The sequence below is a fragment of the Stieleria mannarensis genome, assembly GCF_014154935.1.
In the GTDB taxonomy this organism is placed as follows: domain Bacteria; phylum Planctomycetota; class Planctomycetia; order Pirellulales; family Pirellulaceae; genus Stieleria; species Stieleria mannarensis.
The window spans coordinates 55,520-79,747 of record NZ_JACEHH010000013.1 but is presented as its reverse complement, the minus strand read 5'-3'; the positions used below and the strand labels follow the sequence as shown (position 1 = coordinate 79,747).

The window sequence follows — 24,228 nt, the reverse complement described above, 5'->3', positions numbered from 1 at the left end:
TTTGGGTCGATCCGCCCCGATCACGATGCAGGGGAGAGGATTTGGTCAAAAAATTTACTGGTCAAAAAATGAAGAGCTGCTCAAGCGAGCACGGTCCAAGATTTTTTGACCACCTCATCTTTTGACCAGCCGCCCGATTCACTTTTGCCCACTCGCCCGGCGTTGTTCCAACAGCATCTGCTCAAGCGACGACACCGGACGCAACGGCGTGTCGTCTTGATCGTCCAGCAAGGGCGCGACGGTACCTTGGTTGCCGGCTTGTAGCGCGATGCGAACGACGTCCAACGTTCCGCCGGTGAATTGGTCACCAGGCGGGATCTCGAATCGGCCCAAGCCGCGGCCTTGAAAGTTACTGTCTTCGATCACGTTGGGACTTTTTCCGGTCCGATCGATGGCAACCGATTGCAGCCGCCATTCGTGGACGGTCAATTCGTAACGTGGTGACGGGGCGATCGACGTGGAGACTTCGCGGGTGATCTGCGATCCGTCGGGGGCGTAGGTCAGAACGTGCCGAACCAGATCAGCCCCGGCGTCACGCTGAACCACCAGCGGTTCGCTTGCCCCCGGCGCGATCCGGATTCGTTTTGATTGATCGGCCGCGACTCGATCGATCACCGTCACGCGAACCTCACGCCGAGCGGAATTGAGCAGCGTTGCGGTGACCGGTGGCAGCGGTTTTCGCGGGATGACGTTCGAATCGATGACGATCGATTGCAATGGAGGTTGGTAGAACCGACGTCGCCCCACGGGCCCGCCCCATCCCCAGGGTGCGACGCCAACCCAGGGTCCGACATGAAGCGTGGTGCCAAAACTTTGCCAGCCATAGCCGAACGTCGGATAGCCGTAAGGGTTCAGAAAATACGGTGGCACGAAGGCCAGACCATGTCGGTGGTGGTGGTGGTGTGGGTGGCGGTGCCCGGGGAGGCGCCCGACCGGGCGCACGCTGCGTCGCGAGAAAACATAGCGGGGAAGCACATCGTCCAAATCGGCGACTTGCATCAGCCCCCGTCCAGAACGCGGAAAACGGACGACGCGGTTGACCGGTGGTAACCAATAACCGGCATACCCGCCGTCGATCGAATCGAAGGACCGATCACGCTGAAACAGGTATTGCCGTCCATTGGCATCGTTGACCACCATCTGTCCGGGACGCAGGTAGACATCCCCGGTGATCACGCCCGTGGGCTCGACGAGTTGATAGTCCTGCGCCCGGCTAGGAGACACAGCCCAAGTAACGACAACACCAATCATCAAAAGCAACCAACGCATGGTAGACCTCCCCGGATGAGTCTCGCTTTAGTCTAACGCCTTTTTCGCAACCGCACCGAAGAGATGGCCGACACCTTTTTCTCCGCCTCGCTTTTCTGCGACTGAAGGACTTGCTCGCCAAAAACTTCCACCAGTGCGTCAGCCACGAACGTCGCGATCACCCCGCTGCCTCGGGGATTGCTGTGAATCCCATCATCGCTGAGCTGGGCGTCCTTGAGCCACATCCCCGGTGGCGCAGCCGGGCTCATCAAGACGATGTGCCGCAGCCAGCGATCATCGACGAGCTGCAGATCAAACTCGTAGGCAAGCTCCCGCTCCAAACTGGCGTAGGGATCGATCATAAACCCGCGCGGGATCTCCATCAAAATGGGTTCGCAATCGTTGGCACGGCAGAGCGTGATCATTTTCACCAGATTGGCCTTCGTGCTCTTCCGGCGATGCCACTTCAGGAAATCGTGTCCGCCGAGTTCGATGATGACTACTTGTGGACGGTGCTCCATCGCACGCTCCAGGACCCCGATCGCCGGTCCGGTCGCGATCCCGGACACGCCGAGATTCATGACCGTCGGACGCACCATGGTCGCGAGTTGTCCCGGATACCCTCGATCGGGAATCATCCCTTGAGTCAAACTATCGCCGATGCAAACGATCGGCCGCTCCGGGTCGAATGCCACCTCATGATTGCAGGTTGCCGAACGGCGATACTCAACGAACATCAGTCCCCACAGGATTGCCAAGATGACCGGGGAGAGACAGCGAGAGCGACACGTGATCTCGGGCTGTGAGCGGCACCGAAATCGCCAGACTGCAATCACCACCATCGACGCCACCAGCAACATCATCGCGGGAGTTCGCGGGACCAGCCGGATTGCGAGGATCAACGTGCAAGCGAACAGTGGCCAGTAACCGGGCGATTCCTTCATGACAGCAATCGTGTGCCAGAGGATCCAGCCAGCGATCATCCACGGCAACCAGTGCGGAAAACAAAGCAGACTGGCGACAAACGCCAGGCAAATCCCCAATGTTCGAAAGATTCGGCGAAAGACGCCGGATGTTGCCTGTGATGTCGCGCCGTCGGGCATAAAATGGTGGTTCCAGTCATAGGTTGAGTTACCGCGCGTCGGTGCATTGTAACCTGCCCCCCGACCTCACCCTCCCTCTCTTCGGCCCCCGGCCGGCCCCGCCCCATGCTTCGATTTCAGATCACCGCGCTGACTCTGCTGGTCGCCCACGTGTTCCTTTTCCCGCTCGGTGGCACCGCCGCCGACCGACCGATTCGATTCAACCGCGATGTCCGCGCGATTCTGAGCGATAAATGTTTCGCCTGTCACGGTCCCGACGCCCAGACCGTCGAGGGGGGGTTGCGACTGGACCTGCCCGATGAGGCGACCGATCCGTCGATGGGTGCGATCGTTCCGGGTTCCCCGGAGGAGAGCGAAGTGGTGCGGCGGATTTTTTCGACCGAGGATGACGAAGTGATGCCGCCGGCTTCGTCCCACAAGAGCCTGACCGAAGCTGAACGCGAGGTCCTGGTTCGCTGGATCGCCGCAGGTGCCCCGTATGAAGCCCATTGGGCGTACGAACCGATGCGTGAAATCGAAGGCGGCGATGCGGACGTTGGTCACAGTGCGACGAAAACGATCGACCGAGTGATTTCGGCGCGGTTGGACGACGAAGGCATCCGGCCGACCGAACGCGCCGATCGGATCACCTTGATTCGACGCCTGTCGTTCGATTTGACAGGCATCCCACCGACGGCCGATGAAGTCCAGGCGTTTCTCGATGACGAATCCACTGACGCCTACGCCAACCTGGTCGACCGACTGCTCAATTCGCCCCGCTTCGGCGAACGGATGGCGATCTATTGGCTGGACCTGGTGCGGTACGCCGACACCGTCGGGTACCACGGCGACCAAAACGTTTCTCAATCGCCCTACCGCGATTACGTGATCAATGCGTTCAACGACAACATGCCGTACGATCGGTTTGTCCGCGAACAGATCGCCGGCGACTTGCTGCCCGACGCGACACTCGATCAACAGGTCGCATCGGGTTACAACCGGCTGAACCAAACGACCGAAGAAGGCGGTTCGCAGGCCAAAGAATACTTGGCGATCTACTTTGCCGACCGCGTTCGCAACGTCTCGCAAGTCTTCATGGGCGCGACGATGGGATGCGCCCAGTGTCACGATCACAAGTACGACCCGTACACGACGCGCGACTTCTATTCACTCGGCGCGTTCTTTGCCGATCTGGATGAACGCGGTGTCTACGGCGCACGCAGTCGCCCGCCGATGATCCGCGTGCCCGGCGAAAAGTTGCAAGCCGAGTTGGAGGCGATGGACCGCGAAATCGAGACGATGAAAGCGGGCATCGAGCCGCTGCGTCAGTCGTTGATTGCGGACCAGGACCGGTGGGAAGCCGACGTGATCGACCGCCTGGACGATCACCAAGAAGTCGAAACGGATTGGATCGACGAGGACTTGTCACTGGACGCCCGAAAGAGCGGGGATTGGAATTTTGTCACCAAGGATACCGATCCCGTTCACCGCGGCAATCGTTCCCGCAAACAACAAAGCGACGGTCTGACACAACACCTGTTCGACGGCGCGAAACAACCTTTCATCGCAGCCAAGGACTCACGCTTTTTCTGCTGGGTCTATCTGGATCCCCAGAATCCCCCTTCGGCCGTCATGTTGCAGTTCAACGATGGCAACTGGAACCACCGCAAGGTCTGGGGCAGCGATGACATTCCGTACGGCAGGAAGCAACAAAGCGATGCGGCCTACCGACGCGGCGGCGACTTGCCCGCGACCGGCCGGTGGGTGCGTTTAGAAGCGACGGCCGCGGAAGTCGGGCTGGCCGAAGGCGCGAAGGTGGGCGGAATGGCGTTCACACAATTCGGCGGGCTAGTCCACTGGGACGACGCCGGCGTGATCACCGCCGCCGGCATTCCACCCCAAGTGGCCGCAGCGTTGCAAACCGAAAAAGACCAACGCAGCGAGCAACAACAACGGGCAATCAGCGACTACTACATCGCCGAATCCGAGCCGATGAAGACGCACATGGAGCAAATCCGCCGGCGGGAATCCGAGCGCAAGGCGAAGTATGAAACGGCACCGGAGACCGTCGTCTCGCGCAGCGTCACGCCGCGAACGATTCGCGTCTTGCCCCGTGGCAACTGGATGGACGATTCCGGCGACGTGGTGACTCCGGCGATCCCCGCGTTTCTGGGCGAACTTGAGACTGGCGACGCGCGAGCGACGCGGCTGGATTTGGCGAACTGGTTGTGCCGCGAGGACAACCCGCTGACCGCGCGGACGATGGTCAACCGTTTGTGGAGTTTGCTATTCGGTCGCGGCATCTGCGCCAGCGTGGATGATTTCGGCGGCCAAGGAACCTATCCGTCCTATCCCGATTTGTTGGACGCGTTGTCGATCGAGTTTGTCCGGTCGGGCTGGGACATCAAACACCTGATGCGGTCGATCGTCATGAGCCAGACGTACCAGCGGTCGTCGACGCCGACCGACGTGCTGCGAAAACACGACCCGTACAACGATCTGTTTGCCCGGCAAGGCCGCTTCACCGTCGATGCGGAAGTCGTCCGCGACGGCGCGCTTGCGATCAGCGGGCTGTTGGTCGAAAGTATCGGCGGGCCGAGCGTCCATCCCTACCAACCGGCCGGCTACTACGCCCAATTGAACTTTCCGCGACGCAAGTATGCCGCCGACGAAGGGGCGAACCAATACCGACGCGGGCTTTACACGCACTGGCAACGCACCTTCCTGCACCCGATGTTAAAAGCCTTTGACGCCCCCAGCCGCGAAGAATGCACGGCCCAGCGGGCCCGTTCAAACACGCCGCTGCAAGCGTTGGTGCTGTTGAACGACCCGACCTTTGTCGAAGCGGCGCGGGTGTTTGCCGAGCGGATCATCCGTGAAGGGGGCTCCGACGTCGACCAGCGTCTGGATTGGGCATACCAGAGTGCCGTGTCGCGACCGGCGGAACCTCGCATCGCCGAACAATTGGCGGCTGTTTTTGAAAGCCACCTGGCACACTATCGATCCAACCGCGACCAAGCGGAACAACTGGTCGCCCACGGCGATGCGGCGGTCACCGGCGACCTGGATGCGGCCGAACTGGCCGCTTGGACCAGCGTCGCCCGTGTGATTTTGAATCTCCATGAAACCATTACGCGCTACTGAATTCGCGATGAATCTTGAACACGATCTACTGGGGCGTCGACTCGCCCGCCGCACCTTCCTGCGCCGCACCGGGCTGGGATCGATCGCTTTGACGTCGATGCTGAAGTCGGATTTCGCCGGGGCTGCCACTGCCGCCGCCTCCAGCGCTGTTTCGACCGGCCCGACCGCTGCGAGTGCGATCGGCGGCGTTCTCGGCTCCACGCACCATCGGCCTCGCATCAAGCGGGTGATCCATTTGTGCATGGCCGGCGGCCCCAGCCATTTGGAGACGTTCGACTACAAACCGGTGCTGGCGGAGATGGACGGCAAACCGATGCCGGATTCGATCACCGCCGGCCAACCGATCGCCCAGTTGCAGGGAAAAGAGCTGAAGGTGATGGGGCCACAGCACAAGTTCGCCGCTTGTGGTGACAGCGGCCAGATGATCTCCGAGGTCTTTCCACACATCCGCTCCTTGGCGGATGAAATGTGCATCGTCAAATCGATGCACACCGAGCAAATCAATCACGATCCGGCACACACGTTCTTCAACACCGGAACGGCGATCAGCGGTCGGCCTTCGATGGGGTCATGGGTGCTGTACGGTTTGGGCAGCGAAACGCAAGACTTGCCGGGTTTCATCGTGTTGACCAGCGAAGGCGGGGGGCAAAGTCAACCGATCAGTTCGCGACAATGGCACTCGGGGTTTCTGCCCAGTCGTTACCAAGGTGTCCAGATGCACGCCAGCGGAAATCCGGTGCATTATGTCGGCAACCCCGGCGGCGTCGGCCGCGATCAACAGCGCCAGATTGTCGACGCGGTGACGCAGATCAATCAGATCCGCAACGAGGAATTGAACGATCCCGAGATCGCGACGCGATTGGCGGCGTACGAAATGGCGTTTCGGATGCAGGCCTCGGTGCCCGAATTGACCGACATGTCGGGGGAACCGCAACACATCATCGACAGCTACGGGTGCACGCCCGGGGACGGTTCATTCGCCAGCAACTGTCTGCTCGCCCGCCGACTGGCCGAGCGCGGCGTGCGGTTCATCCAACTGTACCACCGCGGCTGGGATCACCACGGTGGCGTCAAAGCGGGCGTGGCCAAGACGGCAGGATTGGTCGATCGGGGAACCGCGGCGCTGGTGCAGGATTTAAAACAACGCGGCATGCTGGACGAAACCCTGATCGTCTGGGGCGGCGAATTCGGACGCACGCCGATGGCCCAGGGCAGCGGACGTGACCACCACATCAAAGGGTTCTCGATGTGGATGGCCGGCGGGGGAATCCGCGGCGGAACCAGTTACGGGGCGACCGACGAATTCGGATACAACGCGGTGGAGAACAAGGTCCACGTGCGAGACTTCCATGCGACGATGCTGCACCTGTTGGGCATCGATCACATGCGATTGACGTTCAAGTTCCAGGGGCTGGATTTTCGCTTGACGGGTGTGGAAGAAGCGGAAGTCGTGCACGAATTGTTGGCTGGATATGGAGCCCAAGACGCTTGATGAGCGGAACGGGCAGATTGGTCAAAAAATTTGGTGGTCAAAAAATCGGGGGCCCAAAGGAGTCGGGTGAAGGTCGATTCGGGTCAGACGCCGACGCTCACAAAACGTCCATATTGCTACCAGAGCGCCCGGTACCTGGTCGGTACACCACATTTTTTGACCAAACCATTTTTTGACCAACACATTCACCACCTCCCCGCACTGGCGCTCGCACGAACGTCCAAAATCGATAGACACGCACAATGGGATCCGGTCGACGAATGAACGGTCAGCTCAGCGCCCGCGTGTAGCTCAACAGGAACAGGCCCATGTGCAGGGGCAAGGTCCCCAGCGCGGCGTAGCGGAAGCGGCGTTTAGAAAACAACCCGACGATCGACAGGATCGCGCCGAGGACGGCGACCAAGGCGCCGCCCGGGGGAAACCACCAGGCGCCCAGGCCCGCGAACACCAGCACGACGACCGCGGCGGCCGAAGCCCCCATGGCGGTGTACAGGAACGGCCCAAACTCCCCGTAGGCCGCTTCGCCCGAGAGCGTCAACACCGGGGTCGCGGCCGATGGCGTCTGCACGTCCGGCGGATCGACGCGGAACGGAGAACCGGTTCGGACCGGCATTGCTGAATCAATTGGCACCGCTGAATCAACCGGCGCTGCGGATTCATCGCTTACCGGCGAATCGGTCGGCGATGCGGACGCGGCTTTGGTTTCCGGATCGACAAGCTTCGCAACGAAGGGGGGGGCCTCGGTTGCCGGCCGATCCTCATTCGGCGCTGGTGTTGGGTCGTCGTCGATTCGATTCATGGACGGTGGTGTGATGGTGCCGGCGTTGGAGTTTCCCGAACCGATGTTGCCGTGAAGCGACTATTCTAATGGATCTTCCCGGCGGGCAGGTAGCCACTTAGTTGACGTACTGGATGATGCGCCGATATTAGATCTGTCGTGCTTCTTCCGCCACCGATTTGTTTTCAGCCGTACCACTGTTTATGAATGTTCCGCGATGCAGTTTGTTGTTGTCTCCCCAGACAGCTCGAAGCGGCCATGGCCGAAGGTGTTTGATTCGATCGTTGGGCGGGATGCTGGCCTTGCTGATCGGTTGGTCGGGGGTGGACGTCGGGGCGGCCGATGTGTCCTCGTCCCAAGCCCTGCCGCCGGAAATCGCCCAGGCATCCGGGGAGGCGGCCGAGGCAATGGCGGCGATCCGCATTCCCGACGACTGGACGATCAGTCTGTGGGCGGCCGAACCCGATCTGGCCAACGTCGTCGCCTTTGACATCGATCGCCAAGGCCACGTCTATGCGTGCGAGACCTTTCGCCAGAACCGCGGCGTAACGGACAATCGTGGGCACGACCAACAGTGGCTGATGGCCGATCTGGCATCCAAGACGGTGCAAGACCGAATCGACTACCACAAGCGTCTGCTCGGTGAAGCGGCGGTCACGTACACCCAGCACGACGACCGCATCCGGCGGTTGTCGGACACCGACGGCGACGGGCGGGCGGACAAAAGCGTCGTGCTGGCCAGCGGATTCAATCAACTCGAAGAAGGCACCGGGGCCGGTGTGCTGGCGATCGACGGTGACGTCTACTACACCTGCATCCCCAAGCTGTGGAAACTGGTCGATCAGGACGGCGACGGCCGGGCCGATGAACGTGTCGTGCTGTCAGACGGCTACGGCGTCCGCGTCGCCTTTCGCGGCCATGACCTGCACGGGCTGATCCGCGGCTACGACGGACGGCTGTACTTTACGATCGGCGACCGCGGTTATCACCTGCGCACGGCCGAGGGCGAGATGTTGAGTGATCCGGCCAGCGGCGCCGTGTTCCGCTGCGAACTGGACGGGACCGGGTTGGAAGTGTTCGCGCGGGGATTGCGAAATCCGCAAGAGATCGCGTTCAACGATCGCGGGGACTGGTTCACCGTCGATAACAACAGCGACAGCGGCGACCAGGCCCGGATCGTGCACGTCTTGCAGGACGGCGATACCGGTTGGCGGATGTATTACCAATACCTCAGCGACCGCGGCCCCTTCAATCGGGAAAAGATCTGGGAGCCGCACAATGCCGACCAGCCGGCTTCGATCGTTCCCCCGGTTGCCAATTTCACCGACGGGCCGAGCGGTCTGGCGTATTACCCCGGCACCGGATTCGGCAACGAGCTGGACGACACCTTTTTGATCTGCGATTTCCGCGGCGGCCCCAGCAACAGTGGAATCCGTTCGTTCCAGGTCCAGCCGGCCGGGGCGAGTTACAAATTGGTCGCCGACGATCAACCGATTTGGACCTGTTTGGCGACCGATGTCGCGTTCGGCCCCGACGGTGCGCTCTACGTCAGCGACTGGGTCGACGGTTGGGAAGGACTGGGCAAGGCGCGTTTGTATCGCATTCGCCATCGGGAACACGCCGGCGATCCCATCGTCGCAGAGGTCCAGAAACGGCTGGCGAGCGACTGGCGGGCGATGACGACCGAAACACTGGTCGACTTGCTCGGTCACGTCGACCGGCGACTTCGGCTGGAAAGCCAATGGGAACTCGCCCGACGCGGCCAAGCCGACGCGCTCGGCACGGTCGCCGGAGATGCCGATGCGGCGGCCAAAGCACGCTTGCACGCGGCATGGGGACTGGGCCAAATCGCCCGCGACAAAGCCGCGGCGAACGATGCAAAATCCAAGGCCAAATCGGTTTTGACAAAGCTGATCGCCGACGCGGACGACGATCTGTGCGCCGCGACACTGGCGATCGTCGGCCAACAGGGCTGGGCCGAGGCATCCACGGTGGCCCGAACCGCGCTGGAGCGAGAAAACGCTCGGGTGCGTTATGCCGCCATCGACGCGCTCGGACGTCTGAAAGACGATTCGGCTCTTGACGCCGTGTTGGCCAAGGCAGCCGGTGCCGACGCCACCGACCCAGCCATCCGCCACGCCGCTGCAATGTACTTGTCGCGGGCCGTCAAAGCCGACCGGATCGCAGCCCTGGCCAAACACCCCAGCCCCTCGGCACGTCTGTTGGGCGTGATCGCCCTGCGGCGACTGTCCAGCGGTTCGGTCGCCGGTTTTCTGAACGATGCCGACCCCCGTGTCGTTGTCGAGGCCGCGCGGGCGATTCACGACCATCCGATCCAGTTCGGAACCGCGGCGCTTGCCGAATTGATCCATCGACCGCTGGAATCGGAGGCCTTGGCACGACGCGTGTTGAACGCCAATTTTCGGATCGGGACTGCCGAGGCGGCCATCGCGATCGCCAAATACGCGACTCGGTCCGAGGCCAGCGAAGCGATGCGGATCGAAGCGATCGAGATGCTCGGCCAATGGGGCGCCCCCGAGCCGTTGGATCGCGTGATCGGCGACTATCGACCGCTGGAGAAGCGCGACGCCGCCCTGGCCACGGCTGCCCTGGAACCACAGATCGATCTGTTGATGGCCGCACCGGAGAACGTTCGCTTGCGAGCGATCGAAGTGGCCGCGACGTTGGGAATTAAAAAGATCGCCGGCGCGTTGGTCGATCAGGTCGCCGATTCCACTCGCAGTTCCGATGCTCGTGCCCGGGCGCTGATCGCACTGGCGCGACTGGACGCCGCCAACGCGATCCGGCTGGCCGAGTCGATTCCGCCGGCCGAAGCGCGAGGCCCGCTGGGACTGGCCGGTTTGTCTGTGTTGGCCGATCACACGGCAGAAAAATCGATCGATCGGTTCGTCGCGGCCACCTCCAATGCCGACACCCGGATGCGACAAAAGGCCTGGGACATCTTGGCCGACCTAAACCACCCCAAGGCCGATGCCGCTATCGGTCAGGCGATCGACCAGTACATCGACGAATCGCTCGATCCACGGGTGCAGCTGAACGTGATCGAAGCGGCGGAGGGGCGTCTGGATGAATCCCGGCAAAAAAGGCTGGCCGAACATCGCGCCAAACGGGCCGAATCGGAACCGCTTGGCAAATGGTTGGACTCGCTTTCCGGCGGCGACCCGGACCGCGGAGCGCAGTTGTTCTTTGGCAAAACCGAGCTGTCCTGTGTCCGCTGTCACAAGGTCGATCGAGCCGGCGGCGAAGTCGGGCCGAATTTGACGGTGATCGGCAAAGAGCGAGACGCCCGCTATCTGCTCGAAGCGATCTGCTTGCCCGATGCGAAGATCGCCAAAGGTTTTGAAACGGCGGTGATCATCGACCTGGACGGGCGGGTTCACAGCGGCATCGTCAAAAGCGAAACCGACGACGTGGTCGAATTGATCCTCGCCGACGGCAGCCAACAACGCATCCTGCAAGATGACATCGAAATCCGGCGGAAAGGAAACTCGTCGATGCCGGCCGATTTGGTCAAACAGATGACGCCGCGCGAACTGCGTGACCTGGTCGCCTACCTGGGCAGTTTGCAAGTCGACCCCAGGAGCGCGAGCGACGTGGAGTGAGCGGCGGACGGGGCACAAAGCACACTTAGGCGAAAACAAAACGCTCGCTGGAAGAGGTCGAGCGGTGTTTAATTCGTTGATCCTAAAGGGTTTTCGCAGGTTTTCTCTGGCCGATCTGAACCGTAGGGAGGTCGATTGCCCACGGATGGCAGCGCGAACCCACGGATCCCAGGCCGCATCACATCCGTGGGTTCGCGCTGCCATCGGTGGGCTTGTTTTGATTCCTCCAAACTTCCTGTTCGGACGCACCACCTCGAGGAGAGATTTCTGCCAAGGGGAGTGAAACGCATCAACGCCTTATCTCTCCAAGGTTAAAAGCCGCACGACCGCTTGCAGGGAGGGGCGCGGAACGCAAGCGATTGATCTTTCGGAGGCTGAAAACCGGGCGAGCTTCTTTATCCGGCATTCCCATCGTCCGGTTCCGAATCCGGTTCTGACTCCGGCCCCGGCTCTGATTCCAGCAGCCGAATGACTTCGATCCGAGAGTTAGCTTCGGCGACCATCAAGAAGCGATCATCGGGACTGAATTCGACCGACACCACGCGTTCTTTCCGCGGTTGCAACTCGATCAACTCCAATCCGCTTCGGGTGTCCCAGACTCGAATCACGCGATCGGATCCGGCGGTCACGATCCGGTCGCCTCCGACCGAGGCGGTCACGCGCGTCACCGGGCTGCTGCTGACCAACAACCGCTGGGCCAATTGGACGCCTGCGGAACTTGGCATCAGGTCATCGGCTGGGAATGCCAGCGACGGCGGGGTCTGGTCGGCAACCGGATCGATCGGTCTGCCCGAGACATCGGTTCCGGGTGGGTTCCAGATCGCACAGCTGCCGTCATCGCCGACGGTGGCCAATTGATTCCGCTCGCCCAGCCAGACCAAATCATTGACCGCGTTTGAATGTGCCTTCCAAACCTGCACCGGCGTCTCGGTCCAGCGGTATTGGCCGGCGTCGGATCGCTGCAGTGACGCATAAAAAACGCGTCCGCTCCGGGTGCAACCGAACACCCGATCGCCTGAAGGGGCCAACGTCAGTCGCGAGATTGCCCCCAATCGTGGCAGTATCAATTTCGTCGGCGGCGCATCGCTGTGCAGATCGTACAGCAACAAACTCTCCTGGCGAATGGTCGCATTGCCATCAGGTTCCCCTTTGCCGTCTTCTCGGGGAACGTTGGCGTCCTGCACCATGCTGGCGATCAGGTGTCGTGAATCGACCAGGGTGACCGCGGTCAGCACGGAACGTTTTTGTGTGCCGATCGATCGACTGGCCACCGCCTCGCCCATCCCAGCTTCAAACACAAAGAAGTTGTTTCGGGAATACATGGCAACGCGGGGTGGTTGTGTCGCCGGGGTCGGTCGTCGCCGGGCGGCAGACGCCTTTCCGATTCCGCGGCCGACCCGAATGCGTCGCATCTCGACATCCAGCCCGTGCTTGGCCAGCGAGTGCATTTTGTAGAACAGGTTGCGCTGACGTCGTCCGCCGGAGATAGCCACGGCGATTTGTCGAGGCGAGATCCAAGTGGCGTCCAGCAGCAATCGCTCGGAAACGTTCAGCGCCGCGATCGCGTCGTGGCCGTCGTTGGACCACCACAGCACCTTGCCGTCATCGCTGGCGGTGACCAGAAACGGTTCACACAAACGCACCTTCAGCTGGCCCGGTCGCAGTTTGCCGGGCAGGTTGCGACAGGGAGCCAGATACAGACAATCGCCCACCCTATTTTCGTGCCCGCGGTAATCGCGGACATGGCGGATGGCCAGTGGCAGCGATGGTTCCGCGACCGTCTCGTTGTCGGGGGCCGCCGGTTCGCTGGCGACGTCCTCCTGTTGGGTCGCACCGCTGGCCGGTTTGTTGGCTTCGGGCGATTCGATCAAGGACCAACGTGAAACGTTGCCGTCGCGGCCGGTCACCACCAACTCCTTCCCTGCCGGCGAAAACCGCACCTGTGACGCCGGCCGATGACTGGCCTGGAACTGATACGGCGGATGTCCGATCGGCAATCGCAGGTCTTTGACATACGTCATCCCGACATCATCGCACCAAGCGATCCGCTGGGACGGGGCATGAAAGTCCAGGCCACGCATCCCCAGCCCACGCCAAATCACTCTCTCGGCACGCAACGATTCGGGGCCGCACTGCCACAATTCAACCAACCCCATCGTCCCCATCGAATCTTCGAAACGACCTCGCGTGATCACAAACCGCGATTCATCGATGAAGCGGAGTGAAGTGACTGCGGGGCGATCGCCCCAGTGACGTTCATCGGTGTTGTTAAAAATCCCCGACTCGCCCAGCTGCAGCCGAGCCAACCAACTGCGCTCGTCGATGTCGCGTTCCCCGTTGGCGGCCGACCCGCCTCCGACCACCAGTTGTGTGGAATCGGGTGAAAACGCCAGGGCGTGGCCACGCCGCAGCTTCGGCAGACGGATTTGTTGGTCCCGTTCGTTTTCCTCCAGATTCCAGACCGTCACGTCGCTCTCGCGATCGATCCAGCACAACCATTTCTCATCGGGACTGACCACCATCGCGTGCACCGCGCCGGAGGCTTGCACCAACACCTCCGCCGGGCCGACCCCGCGTCGCTTTTGTTTGTCGGTATTGAAAAACTCGCGATCGGTCGGCAACCGCCATTGCAAGATCGTCCCGTCGCTGCAGGCGGCAAATATTCGCCGGTGTTGACGAGAGACCGCCAGGGCGTTGACCGGCGAAGTCGACGTGACACCGGGGACATCGGCGTTCAACTGGATCGATGGCGAGTGGGAAATCAGATCCAGCAACCGCCATTCCCACTGCCGCATCGATTCGGGAATGCTGCGCAGCAGTTCCAACCCGCGGGTCCGGTCGCCTTCGGCCAACTCGTGTGACGCCCGCGACAGTTCCACCATGTGCCGGTGCAAGAGCAACGCCTCGCGCTGAGCCTCGCTTTGTTGATTTCGCCGGACCAACCATCGCGCACGATCACTCAGCTGGTTGTGCCGGATCTGAAAGCCCAGGATCCCCAACAGCAAGACCAGGACGATGGGAATGCCCGCCGCCAGAAGTGCGTAGGCGGGATGCAGCCGCGCCCACACCCAAACGTTCTCCGGCCATGACACCTTGCGAGCCAGGATCGGTTCGCGTCGGCGGAACCGTTGCAGATCATCGCGCAAGTCGGCCGCCGAGCGGTATCGCGACGCGGGTGATTTCGCCAGGCAACGCAGCGTGATCGTTTCCAGGTCGCGTGGAATCGCCGCGCGTCGGCTGCGTGGGGGCGTCGGGATCGCCGTCTTGGTCGCCTGCAGCACTTCGCGGGCTTTGCCGACAAAGGGCGGCGTCCCGACCAGCATTTCATACAACAGCGTTCCCAAGGCATAGATGTCCGTGGCCGGCCGGTTCGCGTTTTCGGCCCCCTCGGCCTGTTCGGGACTCATGTAGGCCGGCGTCCCCAACACCGTGCCTTCGGTGGTCAACCCGGATGACGCTTGCGGGTAACTGGCCAATCCGAAATCCAGCACCATCGGACGGTTCTGGTTCAGCATCACGTTGGCGGGTTTCAGATCCCGGTGCACGATGCCTTGTTCGTGGGCACAGGCGACCGCGTCGGCAATCTGCGCCATCCAGTCGGCCGCCTGGTCAAAGTCCAACGGCCCATGATCTTTCAAGTACTTGGCCAGCGAAGGTCCATCGATCCACTGTTGGATCAAGATCGGCAAACCGTCCTCGATCAACACTTCGTGGACCTGGACCACGTTGGGATGCGTGATGGCAGCCGCGGCGCGGGCTTCGGTTTGAAACCGGGCAGCGCTGGTTTCGCTGGTCACCCGCGACGCGTGCGGCACTTTCAACGCCACCCAACGCGCCAATCGGGCGTCTCGGGCGCACCACACGCTGCCGGTCGCCCCGGTGCCCAGCCGTTTGCGGATTTCAAACCGACCCAGCCAGACCTTGTCGCGGTCCAACGTGGCCAGCTCGGCCAGGCGACTGTTTGTCGGCAAACGCCGACTATGCAGTTCGTTGGCGGGAACCTTGACCGTCTGGTCACAGGTTTCTTCGGCATCGCGGTAGGCCGCGTCGATGGCATCCAGTTCGTGGGTCAGCTGAACCCGCCAGTCCTTCGGCACACCGGCCAGGAACGGCGCCCGCTCCACCTCTCCCTGTTGAAGCGACGCCTCGTAAGCATCACACAAACGATCAATCGTGATCCATTTCTCGCGCGAATCCTCGGCCGAGCCGCCCGGCGGATCAGGGTTGTCGGTGTTCATCGGAGTTCTCCAGAATCGGACTCCACAACCGACGGATCAGATTCAGTTTTCGCTCGACCGTTCGAGTCGCACAGCCGAGTTTTTCGGCGATTTCTTCATTGGTAAAACCGTGCAGTTTCATCGACACGATTCCACGCAGCGTGGCTTCGGAAAGCTGTTCCAAAAAACGCTCGACCGCTTCGTTGGACGCGGCCAGCTCTTCGCCCGAGCGTTGGTTGGCGTCGCGGACCGCGTCGAGCGGAAAATCTTCGCGCTTACCGCTGGTCCGCTGTGAGGCGAATTCGATCCGCGACGAATTCGGTGAAACCCCGTCGCCGATCGGCAATCGGTTCCGCGCCCCCACGGGTCCGCCCGTCACCGAGCCATTTGCGTGCTTGCCCCCGGGTTGATTGGCGCCGGGTTGATTGGCGCCGGGCTGATTGGCGCCGGGTTGATTGGTCAGCAGATTCACACGGGACGATTTCATCGCGTCGCCGGCCAGCGATTCCGATGCCCGGCGGCCGCCTTCGCCGCCGCGGCACAGTGCGTTGTCATAGCGGACCGAATCGATCGCCTTGTTGCGGGTTAGCCGGGCCAAAATTGCCCAGGCCTGCCCGCCGGTGACCAACGCGTCCAACTGGCCGGTTTCGATGCGATCAAAGAAGCTTCGAAAGGCACTTTGGGCCACGTCTTCCTCGTCGGCCAACCCGCCACCGGGCGTCAGCCGTCCTCGTGCGACGCGTTCCACCTGGCGACGATAGCATCGATACAGCTTGGCCGCGGCCAGCTGCCTCTCCTCTTCGGTCCCCGCCTGACGAAGCTGATTCAGGATCAGAGTGATTGAACTTTCAGACATATGCGTGAAGGCGGAGGGTGAAAAGCAACGTCTCGAAACGTCGAGCCGCCTGTCCTTTGGGTGTGAATAGTCTGACATATTTTGACACAACTTGTCAAAGTTGCTTCCGCGGCCACGGAGCGATTCTAATCCCCCCCGAGGAGAGTTTCAAACGGCTGCCAGTCGACCGCCACCGCTGAAATCGACGTGTCGGCACCGACGGCGGCCGAGGCGACAAACCCCTCCCGTGGCGAGCAGCACACAAAACTCCACGCTTTTCCCTGGTCCAACCCCGGCGCGAGAAATCGGATGGTGGGGCGATCCGAGTCGATCTGCTCGAACGCAAAATCCGACAACGGCGTGTACAGCCCGGTGCCGATGGCTTTGATAAAGGCTTCTTTGAGCGTCCAAATCCGCAGAAAAAAATATTGCTGCCGATCGATCGGCTGACGCTGCAAAAACTGCACTTCCGGGGCGGCGAAGTACCGCTGAGCCAATTCGGTCGACGTCCGGCGATGGATCGATTCCACATCCACCCCGACCAGATCCACCGGCGGGTCGGCCACGCCGCACAAGACCAAGCCGTCGGTGTGGGCGATATTGAAGGGCGCCATCGCTTCGACAGGCGTCTCGACTTGCGGTTTCCCGTGTCGACCGACTCCGAATCGAATCTGTTGGGGCGCGACGCGGCGGTCGCCGAGCAGCCGACGCGCCATCGCCCGCCCGACGACGTGTTGATTCCGCGTGGTGGTGCGCCGAAATCGATCGGCGCCGATCCGCTCTTGACGATCAAGCAACTGCTCGCAACGGCGTTCGAATTCGCCGCACTCCTCGGTCGACGTCGCCGCATGCCAGACTCGCAAATGGTACCGATGCGACGCGTCCGATGGGGGCTCAATTGGCATGACGGTCACGACGCCCGATGTTCCGCGGGGGCCCGATGTGTCGCGGGGACTGGCGGGGCACAGGTTTCCGCCTGCAGCAATCCGGGCATCGCCATCAACTCGGGCCGCAATTCTCCGGCCAAGAAAAACGAGCCACAAATCACGAGCGTTCCCCCGGGTGCTGCGGCTGAAATCCCCTCGCGAAGCGCTTGCCGGGGATCCGCGACACAGCGAACCCGCAGACCTTGCCGTTGCTCACAGTGCGGGGCCAACGCGGCGGCCAGGTGATCGGCCGTCGCCGAACGCGGGTTGGTGGTGTACCGCGTGCAAATCACCTCATCGGCGATCTTGGCAAGCTCCGCCGCCATCACCCCCACGTCTTTGTCGCGGCTGGTCCCAAACACGAGGACGATGGGCCGACGGAAATGTCCCGACGAATCTGCCTCGACCCGCGCGGTGTCAGCGGGAGGGAGTTCGGCGGGTGACGTCGCAACGGAGGTCCGATCAGAGCTGGGGGCAGGCAATGGACCGCTCCCGATCACGCGGCGGCCGATCGTTTGGCACAACGCCAGGATCGAATCCTGATTGTGCGCGGTGTCCAAGACGACTTGGACCGCTGCGGGGGCGGGGAGCGAAAACCGTTCGAATCGGCCGGTGCAACGAACCGTTCGCAGTGCAGCGGCGATCTGCTGGCCACTGACCGACAGCGGTCGCCCAAGGTGATCATTGCCCCGCAGGTGATCATTGCCCAGCAGGCGGACGATCGAAATCGCGATCGCCGCGTTGTGCACTTGGTGGGCCCCATCAAGCGCCAAGAACAGGGGCAGCGACGCGTCCGTGGGCTGAGATCCCGACTCGCGGGATGCCAATTCGTCGCAGCCGGCCCGGTAGACGAATTCGCTGCCGACGGCCAACGCGGGTCCGCAATCGACGTCGAACGCGTCGCCTTTCTCAAACACCCGGCTTCCCGAGCGTTCGGCGGCGCGGCGGATGGCCTGACGCGCCTCGGGTTGCACCGCACCGGAAACGACCGGCACGCCGGCCTTGATGATGCCGGCTTTTTCGGCCGCGATCTGGCCGATCGTGTCCCCCAGGATGCGTTGGTGGTCCAAACCGATCGATGTGATCGCGGCGATCGTGCTGGCGCAGACGTTGGTGCTGTCCAGGCGGCCGCCGAGACCGACCTCCAGCACGACCACGTCGCAATCGTTCTGGTCGAAATGCAACACGGCCATCGCCGTGGTCAATTCAAAAAACGAAACCGGATGACCGGAGGCATCGAAACGGTCGACCACGGGGGCGACGCAATCCACCAGTTCGACCAACTCCTGGCGGCTGCAGGGAACGCCATCGATTCGAAAGCGTTCTTCCAAATCGGTCAGGTGCGGTGAGGTGTATAGTCCGACGCGATAGCCCGCCGCGATCAGGATCTGGCTGACCATCGTCGCGGTGGACCCCTTGCCTTTGGTCCCGGCGATATGAATCAGTGGGACCTTGGGACGGGAACCGCTGGGGTCGGACGGTCGATGCAGATAATCGCCCAGCGAGAGTTGCTGGAACAACGCCTCGGTGCGTTCGAGCCGAAACAGGTGGTCATCGCGGCTGCCGGCGGTCCGTTCATAGTCGATGCGGTCGTACAGATACGCAACGGCTTGATGGAAATCGGACCGGCGACTGGACGGCTGGACGTGGCGCGGATCTAGCACAAAGCGGACTGCGGCAAAAGGAAACTGGAAAGGGGCGTTTCAATCGGGGGAGCATCGGTCAGCGGCGAAGGTCGCGGTATTGTGCCAAGCCGGGTGCCGGCTTGGCAACGACGCATCGCGGCGTCGGCTGACAAAAAAGCGTCGTGGCCGGCTGAGAAGAAGAGTCTGTGGGAAAATGTCCGAACCGCCGGGATTGATCTCGCGTAGCGTATCCAACCCTCGGTTTTCCGGCTGAATTTTCAGACAGCCCGACTGTTTCTGCCCGCTCAGCCCCCCCTTTTTTGCCCTTTTCTACGGAAGCCTTTGTTCGTGGATACCGATTCAACCGCCGTCGCGGACTCCGCCGACGAAAACACGCCCGCCGGTGCCGCCACGGCCGCCGCCAGTTCGAGTGCGACCAGCAGCGATGTCGTCATCGAAACCCGCAACCTGAGCAAGATTTACAAGGATTTCTGGGGCCGAAAGAAAGTCCACGCGTTGAAATCCTTGGACATCGAAGTCCGCAAGGGCGAAATCTTCGGCCTGCTCGGCCCCAACGGGAGCGGTAAGTCGACCACCATCAAGCTGATTCTGGGGTTGCTGTTTCCCACCAGCGGGCGCGTGTTGGTGTTTGACAAAGACGCCACCGAAACCAAAAAGAACGAACAGATCGGCTACCTGCCCGAAGAATCCTACCTGTACCAGTTCCTCAACGCCGAAGAAACGCTGGACTTCTACGGGCGGTTGTTCGACATGTCGGGTCGCCAGCGGAAACAACGCGTCGAAGAATTGCTGACCCTGGTCGGGCTGCAAGGGGCCCGGCACCGACAACTGCGTGAATACAGTAAGGGGATGCGTCGCCGGGTCGGTTTGGCCCAGGCGTTGATCAATGACCCCGATTTGATCCTGTTGGACGAACCGACCACCGGCCTGGACCCGATCGGGATCCGCGAGATGAAGGATTTGATCCTGGCCCTCCGCGACCAGGGCAAGACCGTTCTGCTGTGCAGCCACCAACTCGGTGACGTGCAAGACGTCTGCGACCGCGTCGCGATTCTGCACCAGGGCGAACTGAAGGAACTCGGCCGCGTGACCGACCTGCTGAAGGTCCAAGACGTGACCGAAGTCCACGCCAGCGGTTTGAGCGAGGATGCCAAGAACGAAATCCGCGACGTCATCGCGCGTCACGGCGGCGACCTGAAAGCGATGGACAACCCGACCGCGACGATGGAGGACTTGTTCCTGAACATCGTCCGCGAAAGCGAGGCCCGCCCGGGAGCACGCCGCGTCTCGGCCCCCGCCCCTGATGGGGCATCCGACCAATCGGCCGATTCGCAGGCCGATCAGGGATCGCAATCGGGGAGTGACCAGTCATGAATTTGCAACCAGATGATTTCTGGACCTTCTCCGAATGGCTGTTCCGGCCCGGAGCGTTCTTAGAAAGCGCGTTCCTGCAGGGCGTGGTGCTGATCGTGCTGTCGATCGTGCTGGGGTTGCTGGTCGGCTACGTGATCTCCGCGGCTCGCTATGGCCCCGGCGAGGGCTTCTACGCGGTCGCGCGTGCCATCCGTGACCTGCTGCGAACCGACCTGCCCGGCACCAGCCCCAGCCGGATCGTGGCGCTGGCGCGACTGGCGTTCAAGGAAGCGATCCGCCGCCGCGTGCTGTTCGTCGTCGGCCTGTTTGTGGTCATCTTGCTGTTGGCCGGTTGGTTCTTGAACCCCGAAAGCGACGACCCGGCGCGGCTGTACATCAGCTTTGTGCTGACCGCGACCAACTACCTGGTGCTCGCGTTGGCGTTGTTCATCAGCGCATTCTCGTTGCCTCAAGACATCGAAAACCGCACGATCTTCACCATCGTGACCAAACCGGTCCGGGCGACCGAGATCGTGCTCGGACGGATGCTGGGGTTTGTCGCCGTCGGCACGGTGATGCTGGTCCCGATGGGATTGGCCAGTTACATCTTCGTCGACCGCGGACTGGACCACACGCATTACGAGGTCGTCCAGGCGGACGAGATCGACGGCCGCATCGTCGGCAAGACCGACCGCGTGCGGCGACACTCGCACACCTTCACCATCGAACCCGGCGAGACCCAGGGCCTGACCAATTTCGTCCGCGGCCACCGGCACGTCGTGACCCGCAACGAAGACGGCAGCTTTACGATCGGACCGCCGACCGGGCAACTGCGGGCCCGCATCCCCGCCTACGGTGAAATCCAGTTTTATGACCGCAACGGTGATCCCAAAGAAACAGGGATCGACGTCGGAGCCGAACGGCTTGCCGGCGGCTACGGATCGGCGGGGATCTCGCGGCTGATCGGTGTCGCCAAAGGCAACCGCAAACTCGAACACTCCTACGTCGAAGGCGGGACGCTGGGGATGGCGGAGTTCACGTTCGACAACGTGACGCGGCAACGCTTTCCGGACAAGATTCCTTTTGACCTGTCGATCCGTGCTTATCGGTCGTTCAAAGGGGACATCGAATCGGGCATCCGCGGATCGTTGACCTTCAAGAACCCCGACACCGGTTTCTCACTGACTCCCAAACAGTTCACGGTCGAAGAGTACCAGATCGATGAACGCGAATTGCCGCTGACGTTTGAATGGCTCAACAAGGAAACCGGCGAAGTCGAAACACGCAACATCTTTGACCATGTGGTGACCGAAGACGGTCGCATGCAGGTGTTGCTGAAGTGCCTGGACAGCAGCCAGTACCTGGGGGTGACCAAAAGCGGTTTGTACCTTCGTCCGGCCGAGTCCAGCTTTGCCTGGAACTTGACCAAAGCTTACGCGTCGATCTGGTTGCAGATGACGATGATCATCGCGTTCGGCGTGATGTTCAGCACGTTCCTGAGCGGACCGGTCGCGATGGTGGCAACCGCCGTTTGTGTGCTGCTCGGTTTTTCTGCCGAAAGCATCTACGACACGCGGCACTTTATCGATTCCAACATCGAACGCGGCGGCGGACCGATCGAGTCGCTGGTGCGTCTGGTCAAACAGGACGCGATGACCACGCAGTTGGACGTCGAAGGCGTCGCCAACACGTTGATCAAATCGGCCGACGCGGTGATCGTCTACACGATGGACGCCGTCGCAACCGCGCTGCCGAACCTGCCGCGAATGGTCTCCACGGCGGAGTATGCCGCCAGCGGTATCGATATTTTTAACGCCGTGCTGGCGCGCCATTCGGTGGCGACACTCGGCTATTGCCTGTTGGCATTTTTGATCAGTTACTTCTTTTTGAAAGCTCGTGAGATCGCGGCATGAATCAGTCGACAGCTTTTCGTCGCAAGATCATTTACTTGGTGATCCTTGTGGCCACCCTGGTCCCGCTTTATCTGCTGGGGCAGCCCTCCGATGGAACGCCCGATTCGGGCGGGCAACTGGCAACGATGCGCCAGCAATACGGCATCGCCGAAAGCGATCTCGGTGAGATCAGCCCGGCCAGCGAGACGATGAAACTCGCGTCGTTGGGATTGCGTGGCGTCGCGGCGACCCTGCTGTGGGAAAAGGCGCACAAGTATCGCGTGTTGCACGAATGGGACCGCCTGAAAGCGGCACTGAACAACATCGCGCTTTTGCAGCCGCACTATGACAAAGTCTGGGAACACCAGGCGCACAACCTGGCCTACAACGTCTCGGTCGAATTCGACGACTATCGCCAACGCTATGAAATGGTCCGCGAAGGCACCGAGTTCCTCACCCGTGGTGTCCGCCAAAACCGCAAGGCGCCGCGGTTGATCTGGTACACCGGTTGGTTCTACGGACAAAAGATCGGGATGTCGGACGAGAAACGTCAGTTCCGTCGCCTGTTTGCCGACGACACGGTGCTGCACGATTCCTTGGCCGACCAAGGCATCGCGGTCGACAGCAGCGAAGCCCTCGGCCCGTTCCAAAAACCGGACAACTGGCTCGTCGGACGCCTGTGGCTGAACCACGGCTATGACGTCGTCGATGCCGGTGTCGCCATCCGTCGCCAAACCCCGATCAACTTCTATGAAACCGGACCGAAGTGGTCCATCAAACACGCCGAAGCGATCGAAAACGAAGGGGTTCTGGATCAACGCGCCATTAGCGCCTGGACCAAAGCCTCCGAAAACTGGGACCGTTTCGGCAAGCGGAGCATCCCCACGCTCGCCCGATTTACGGTCAAATTGGGATCCCTGGCGGACCTGTTGAACGAACGCGGCGAACTCATGGACCGGTTCCGTGAACTCGCCGGCGACGTCTACCTGGACATGAAGCAAGAAAAGATTGATGCCCTGCCGATCGACATGCGAAACGTCTATGAGAAGAACCCGGAGGATCGCACCGCGGCCGGCAAGCAGGCCATGCCCAACATCCTGATGGCGATCGAACCCAACCCGGACGAAGTCACCCAGCGATTGCCCGCCGAGAAACAACTGCCCGCCCTGCAACTCCTGGACGAATTCGAAGACCTGAGTGCCCGGATCCAAAAGACGGATGGCTTGCGCAAACAGATCAACTACGTCTATTGGGAAAGCCTGTCGATGGCGGAACAGGAAGAACGGACCGTCAAGGCGCGCAAGCTGATCTATGACGCGGAAAAAGCCAACCGCGAAGCCGAAGTCGACCTGGCCATCAAACTCTACCTGGAAGCCTTTCAAATCTGGTACGAGATCTTCGAAGACTATCCCGTGCTGACCATCGATGATTCGGCCGAAGACCTGTACGCGTCGATCCGACGCTACATGATCATGATCGACTCCGAAGAGCTTCCCGAAGACTTCCCCCTGCTCGCCTTTACCGAAATGATGCGGCAAGGCTTGGGGCGAACCGGACCGGAAAGCTACGAGCGATTCCGCGAAGAGCAAGCCGAGCTGGCCGCAAAACGCCAGCAGGAGCTGGAGGAAGAAGAACGCCGGCGCGAAGCCGAAGCCGCCGAGGAGATGAAATCCGGAGCGGACCAAGAACCCGCCCCGGAAAAACCGCCAGCCGAGTCGGAAGAATCGCCCGCGGAACCCAAGGCTGATTCAGAGGCTTCGAAGCCAGAGGATTCGAAGCCAGAGGAACAGGAAACGGAATCCGACGAATCCAAGGCGGACGCTTCCGAGCCCGAGGAGGCGAATCCGGAGGTCGCAGAAGAATCCGCTGCCGATGACGACCAAACGGACTCGGACGCTTCGCCGCAAGAGTGAATCGGAATGTCGCCGTGTTCTCCGAACTCGGCGTACCCGAAACGCGGAGCGTTGCTCCGCGCCGACCTCGGAGAGGACG

At 61.6% G+C, this 24,228-nt stretch carries 13 protein-coding genes; 6 read left to right on the top strand and 7 right to left on the bottom strand.

The genetic code is table 11. The annotated features are described in order from the left end of the window. Positions 1 to 138 precede the first annotated feature (138 nt). Both H1B37_RS11035 and H1B37_RS11030 read right to left on the bottom strand, forming a co-directional pair. Positions 139 to 1,269: a hypothetical protein gene (locus H1B37_RS11035; RefSeq protein WP_182866712.1), complete on the bottom strand. Its 1,131-nt coding sequence runs from the start codon at positions 1,267 to 1,269 to the stop codon at positions 139 to 141. Between the two features lie 32 nt (positions 1,270 to 1,301). Beyond that, a complete protein-coding gene (locus tag H1B37_RS11030) occupies positions 1,302 to 2,351 on the bottom strand; it encodes a GDSL-type esterase/lipase family protein (protein WP_182866711.1) in 1,050 nt (349 codons plus the stop codon). A gap of 105 nt (positions 2,352 to 2,456) precedes the next feature. Between H1B37_RS11030 and H1B37_RS11025 the strand changes: the two genes are divergently transcribed. Together H1B37_RS11025 and H1B37_RS11020 are read left to right on the top strand one after the other, a co-directional pair. Then, on the top strand, positions 2,457 to 5,474 hold the full coding sequence (locus H1B37_RS11025; RefSeq protein ID WP_182866710.1) for a PSD1 and planctomycete cytochrome C domain-containing protein: 3,018 nt from the start codon (positions 2,457 to 2,459) through the stop codon (positions 5,472 to 5,474). Positions 5,475 to 5,481: 7 nt separating this feature from the next. Further along, positions 5,482 to 6,966 (top strand): DUF1501 domain-containing protein, encoded by a 1,485-nt coding sequence (locus H1B37_RS11020; RefSeq protein ID WP_182866709.1) that lies wholly within the window; start codon positions 5,482 to 5,484, stop codon positions 6,964 to 6,966. A gap of 268 nt (positions 6,967 to 7,234) precedes the next feature. Here H1B37_RS11020 and H1B37_RS11015 read toward each other — a convergent pair whose 3' ends face one another. Beyond that, positions 7,235 to 7,765 (bottom strand): hypothetical protein, encoded by a 531-nt coding sequence (locus H1B37_RS11015; RefSeq protein ID WP_182866708.1) that lies wholly within the window; start codon positions 7,763 to 7,765, stop codon positions 7,235 to 7,237. Between the two features lie 251 nt (positions 7,766 to 8,016). Between H1B37_RS11015 and H1B37_RS11010 the strand changes: the two genes are divergently transcribed. Continuing rightward, positions 8,017 to 11,367: a PVC-type heme-binding CxxCH protein gene (locus tag H1B37_RS11010; protein WP_182866707.1), complete on the top strand. Its 3,351-nt coding sequence runs from the start codon at positions 8,017 to 8,019 to the stop codon at positions 11,365 to 11,367. Positions 11,368 to 11,762: 395 nt separating this feature from the next. Here the strand turns inward: H1B37_RS11010 and H1B37_RS11005 are convergent, their stop codons facing one another. The 4 genes from H1B37_RS11005 to H1B37_RS10990 form a co-directional block, all read right to left on the bottom strand. After that, positions 11,763 to 15,605 (bottom strand): WD40 repeat domain-containing serine/threonine protein kinase, encoded by a 3,843-nt coding sequence (locus tag H1B37_RS11005; RefSeq protein ID WP_182866706.1) that lies wholly within the window; start codon positions 15,603 to 15,605, stop codon positions 11,763 to 11,765. After that, positions 15,586 to 16,440: a sigma-70 family RNA polymerase sigma factor gene (locus H1B37_RS11000; protein WP_182866705.1), complete on the bottom strand. Its 855-nt coding sequence runs from the start codon at positions 16,438 to 16,440 to the stop codon at positions 15,586 to 15,588. The genes H1B37_RS11005 and H1B37_RS11000 overlap by 20 nt, the downstream gene beginning before the upstream one ends. A 125-nt stretch (positions 16,441 to 16,565) precedes the next feature. Further along, positions 16,566 to 17,324 (bottom strand): 4'-phosphopantetheinyl transferase family protein, encoded by a 759-nt coding sequence (locus tag H1B37_RS10995; protein WP_182866704.1) that lies wholly within the window; start codon positions 17,322 to 17,324, stop codon positions 16,566 to 16,568. Between the two features lie 5 nt (positions 17,325 to 17,329). Beyond that, complete coding sequence (locus H1B37_RS10990; protein WP_182866703.1) at positions 17,330 to 19,009, bottom strand: bifunctional folylpolyglutamate synthase/dihydrofolate synthase; 1,680 nt, start codon at positions 19,007 to 19,009, stop codon at positions 17,330 to 17,332. Between the two features lie 309 nt (positions 19,010 to 19,318). Between H1B37_RS10990 and H1B37_RS10985 the strand changes: the two genes are divergently transcribed. Genes H1B37_RS10985 through H1B37_RS10975 form a run of 3 tightly spaced genes read left to right on the top strand, consistent with a single transcriptional unit; the run spans position 19,319 to position 24,149 of the window. Beyond that, on the top strand, positions 19,319 to 20,365 hold the full coding sequence (locus tag H1B37_RS10985) for an ABC transporter ATP-binding protein (RefSeq protein ID WP_182866702.1): 1,047 nt from the start codon (positions 19,319 to 19,321) through the stop codon (positions 20,363 to 20,365). Beyond that, positions 20,362 to 22,257 (top strand): ABC transporter permease, encoded by a 1,896-nt coding sequence (locus tag H1B37_RS10980; protein WP_182866701.1) that lies wholly within the window; start codon positions 20,362 to 20,364, stop codon positions 22,255 to 22,257. The genes H1B37_RS10985 and H1B37_RS10980 overlap by 4 nt, the downstream gene beginning before the upstream one ends. Next, on the top strand, positions 22,254 to 24,149 hold the full coding sequence (locus H1B37_RS10975; RefSeq protein WP_182866700.1) for an IRE (iron responsive element): 1,896 nt from the start codon (positions 22,254 to 22,256) through the stop codon (positions 24,147 to 24,149). Before H1B37_RS10980 ends, H1B37_RS10975 begins: the two co-directional genes overlap by 4 nt. Positions 24,150 to 24,228 lie beyond the last annotated feature (79 nt).